At 66.8% G+C, this 3,610-nt stretch carries 4 protein-coding genes; 1 reads left to right on the forward strand and 3 read right to left on the reverse strand.

Going from position 1 to position 3,610, the window contains the following annotated elements:
* Positions 1-1,040 (reverse strand): ATP-binding protein (locus tag B4E30_RS12105; protein WP_286795429.1); only part of this gene is annotated, 1,040 nt, incomplete at its 3' end.
* A gap of 164 nt (positions 1,041-1,204) precedes the next feature.
* On the opposite strand from B4E30_RS12105, the gene B4E30_RS12110 reads away from it, so the two are divergent.
* Positions 1,205-1,429 (forward strand): DUF7455 domain-containing protein, encoded by a 225-nt coding sequence (locus tag B4E30_RS12110; protein ID WP_071043444.1) that lies wholly within the window; start codon positions 1,205-1,207, stop codon positions 1,427-1,429.
* A 35-nt stretch (positions 1,430-1,464) separates the two neighbouring features.
* Here the strand turns inward: B4E30_RS12110 and B4E30_RS12115 are convergent, their stop codons facing one another.
* Positions 1,465-2,163, reverse strand: a complete 699-nt coding sequence (locus tag B4E30_RS12115) for a coenzyme F420-0:L-glutamate ligase (protein WP_071043443.1) — start codon at positions 2,161-2,163, stop codon at positions 1,465-1,467.
* The gene (locus B4E30_RS12120) at positions 2,160-3,491 is read right to left on the reverse strand and encodes an RNA polymerase sigma factor (protein ID WP_071043442.1); all 1,332 of its coding nucleotides are present in this window, start codon (positions 3,489-3,491) and stop codon (positions 2,160-2,162) included. The genes B4E30_RS12115 and B4E30_RS12120 overlap by 4 nt, the downstream gene beginning before the upstream one ends.
* Between the last annotated feature and the right edge of the window lie 119 nt (positions 3,492-3,610).

Raw genomic sequence — 3,610 nt, forward strand, 5'->3', positions numbered from 1 at the left:
TTGCCCACTTTCAGACGACGGGCGTTGGCCTCGATCTGAGCCCGCACGACCTTCAGCAGGCCCTGCTCGAAGCCCTGCTGATGCGTGCCGCCCTTCGGCGTGGCGATGATGTTCACGAAGCTGCGTCCGACGGTCTCGTAGCCGGTGCCCCAGCGCACCGCTACGTCGACCTCGCACGTGCGCTCGACCTCGGTCGGCACCATCGCTCCGGTCGGCTGCAGGACGGGGACCGTCTCGGTGAAGGTTCCTTCTCCCTGAAGGCGCCACGTATCGGTCACGGGTGCGTCCGGGGCGAGGAACTCGGCGAACTCCGAGATGCCGCCGTCGTATCGGAAGCTCGTCTCTCGCGGCTCCTCGCCGCGCTGATCACGGATGACGATCTCCAGGCCCGGCACGAGGAAGGCGGTCTGCCGCGCGCGCTGCTCCAGCTCCGCGACAGCGAAGGTGGCATCCTTGGTGAAGATCTGGGTGTCGGCCCAATAGCGGATCCGGGTTCCTGTGACACCCTTGGGCGCCTTGCCGACGTGACGAAGCCGGCTGCTCTGCTCGTAGGGCGAGAAGTCGCTGTCGGGGGAATCGCCGGCGAACTCCCCCGGCTCGCCGCGGTGGAAGGACATGGCCCACGTCTTTCCGCCACGGTCCACCTCGACATCGAGTCGCTCCGACAGGGCGTTCACGACAGACGCGCCGACCCCGTGCAGACCCCCCGAGGACGCATACGATCCGCCCCCGAACTTGCCTCCCGCGTGGAGCTTCGTGAAGACGACCTCAACGCCGGAGAGCCCGGTCCGCGGTTCCGCGTCGACGGGGATGCCGCGCGCCCGGTCGACGACCTCCACGCTGCCGTCGCGATGGAGGATCACGTCGATCCGCTCGCCGTGACCACCGAGGGCCTCGTCGACGGAGTTGTCGATGATCTCCCACAGGCAGTGCATCAGACCGCGCGAATCGGTGGAGCCGATGTACATCCCGGGGCGTTTCCGCACCGCTTCGAGGCCTTCGAGAACCTGCAGGTGGTGGGCGGAGTACTCGGCAGTCACAGCGTCCAAGGATATCCCCGACACCACCGCGCGCCGGGGTGACACACGAGCGAACCCGCGGCCGTACGCGGTGAGCGAACTGTGACCTTATCGCGGCATTCTCGAAACAAAGCCGTGGTTGTCTTATACGACACGATCGATCGACCGTTCGAGGAGGGACCGACATGAGCTCGATTTCGACACCCACCGACCCGGCCGCCGTCCTCGACTACCGTCTGACGGCGGCGGACCGATGCGACTCCTGCGGAGCGCAGGCGTATATCGCCGCAGAGGTCAACGGCAGCGAACTGCTGTTCTGCGCGCACCACGGACGCAAGTACGAGGACAAGCTGCGCGAAGTCGCCACGTCATGGCACGACGAGACCGCGCGCCTCGTCGACGAGGACTGACGAATCCCGCGCGACGCCGTCCGGGATCAGCCCGCTCAGGCCGGGCGGACGATCCCGAGCGGCGTCGACTGGTGCCCCTGTCCGAGCGGATTGTCGGACAGGATCGCCACCAGGCGCCGCTCCTCGTCGCGAGAGAGCGTGGAGCCGAGGACGTTGCCTCCGATGTCGTTGATGTCGACCACCGCGACCTGCGCGGGGATCCCCAGCAGACCCTGCAGCTGGACGGCGACGTCGCCCGGTCGCTCTGGGCCGAGGACGACCGCCCTGTTGTAGGGCGGGATCGTCCCGGGAGTCGGACCGTCGATCGCGCGTGCCTTGTCGCCGGCGATGCGATAGAAATCGCCGCGACGTCCGACGAGCTTCGTCACCGCTGAGACGCCCGCCGCAAACAGGATGCGCAGGGTTCCGCATTCTCGGAGCGCCATCTCCATGGTTTCCGGCATGCCCAGACCGATGCCGTACGGCGTCCGCACGACGAACCGCGACAGGAGACGCGCGAGCCGGCGCGGCCTGATCTCCTCGAGGGGGTAGGACCGCCCCTGGGTGATCGCCACGATCTTCTCGGTGACGAAGAGGATGTCGCCCTCGCGCACCACGCCCGCGGCATACTCGCGGATGAACTCCTCGAGATCATCGCCGGGCATCACGACGCGCGTGCGAATCGGGATGCGGGCGAAGGCCTCCCCGTCGATCGTGGTCGTGAGGGCCTTGCCGTCGTTCGGCGCGTCGCTCACTCGAGGTAGTCCCGCAGCGACTGCGAGCGCGAGGGGTGACGCAGCTTGGCCATCGTCTTGGACTCGATCTGGCGGATCCGCTCACGCGTGACACCGAAGGTGTCGCCGATCTGATCCAGCGTCTTGGGCTGTCCGTCACCCAGGCCGAAGCGCATGCGGATCACACCCGCCTCGCGCTCCGAGAGCGAGTCCAGCAGGGACTCCAGCTGACGCTGCAGCATCGTGAAGCCGACGGCGTCAGCGGGCACGACCGCCTCGGTGTCCTCGATGAGGTCACCGAATTCGCTGTCACCGTCTTCGCCGAGCGGGGTGTGCAGCGAGATCGGCTCGCGGCCGTACTTCTGCACCTCGATGACCTTCTCCGGGGTCATGTCCAACTCCTTGGAGAGCTCTTCCGGAGTCGGCTCTCGGCCGAGGTCCTGCAGCATCTGGCGCTGCACTCGCGCGAGCTTGTTGATGACCTCCACCATGTGGACGGGGATGCGGATCGTGCGGGCCTGGTCGGCCATGGCTCGAGTGATCGCCTGACGGATCCACCACGTCGCGTAGGTGGAGAACTTGAAGCCCTTGGTGTAGTCGAACTTCTCGACCGCACGGATGAGACCGAGGTTGCCCTCCTGGATCAGATCCAGGAATTGCATGCCTCGACCCGTGTAGCGCTTGGCGAGCGACACGACCAGGCGGAGGTTCGCACCCAGCAGGTGGCTCTTGGCGCGCTGACCGTCGCGGGCGACCCATTGCAGGTCGAGCCCGAGCTGCGAGGACTTCTCGGCCGCCGACATGTTCGACAGCTTCTCCTCCGCGAACAGGCCGGCCTCGATCCGCATCGCCAGCTCGACCTCTTCGGCCGCGTTCAGGAGCGGGACCTTGCCGATCTGCTTCAGGTAGTCCTTGACGGGATCCGCTGTCGCGCCGGTGATCTGCGTGGAGTAGATCGGCACGTCTTCGTCGTCGTTCGACGAGATGACGATGGCGCCGGTGGGCAGCGGCTCTGCGCCACCCTTCTTGGCGTCCGAGGCGCCGTCCGAGCCCTTCTTGCCGGACTTCGCCTCACCCTCATCGCCGTCGTCGTCGGCGTCGTCCTCCGCCGAGGTGTCGTCGGCGTCCTCGACGTCTTCGGCGTCGACCTCGTCATCGTCGATCTCATCGTCGTTGTCGACCGACTTCGACGAGGCCGTCTTCGAGGCGTTCTTCGCGGAGCGGCTGCCGGACTTCTTGGCGGTCGTCTTCGTCGCCGGCTTCTTCGCGGGCGTCTCCTCGACGATCTCTTCGGCCTCGGTGTCCTTCGCTCGCGTTGCGCGGGTGCTGGTCTTCGTGCCTGTGGTCACGTTTCGCCTTTCACCGGCGGACGCGTGTCGACGCCCCCCGGTCGATTTCGGACACTAGTAAGACCCTTGTCAAGTCCCGCACACCGAGAGGCATGCAGTCGACGTGACAACGGGTCGCT

Source organism: Microbacterium sp. UBA3394, assembly GCF_002358725.1.
In the GTDB taxonomy this organism is placed as follows: Bacteria; Actinomycetota; Actinomycetes; order Actinomycetales; family Microbacteriaceae; genus Microbacterium; species Microbacterium luteum.

What these genes read in the sequence shown, in the direction of transcription:
- B4E30_RS12110 (WP_071043444.1), top strand. Translation starts at nt 1,205, where the DNA reads ATGAGCTCGATTTCGACACCCACCGACCCGGCCGCCGTCCTCGACTAC.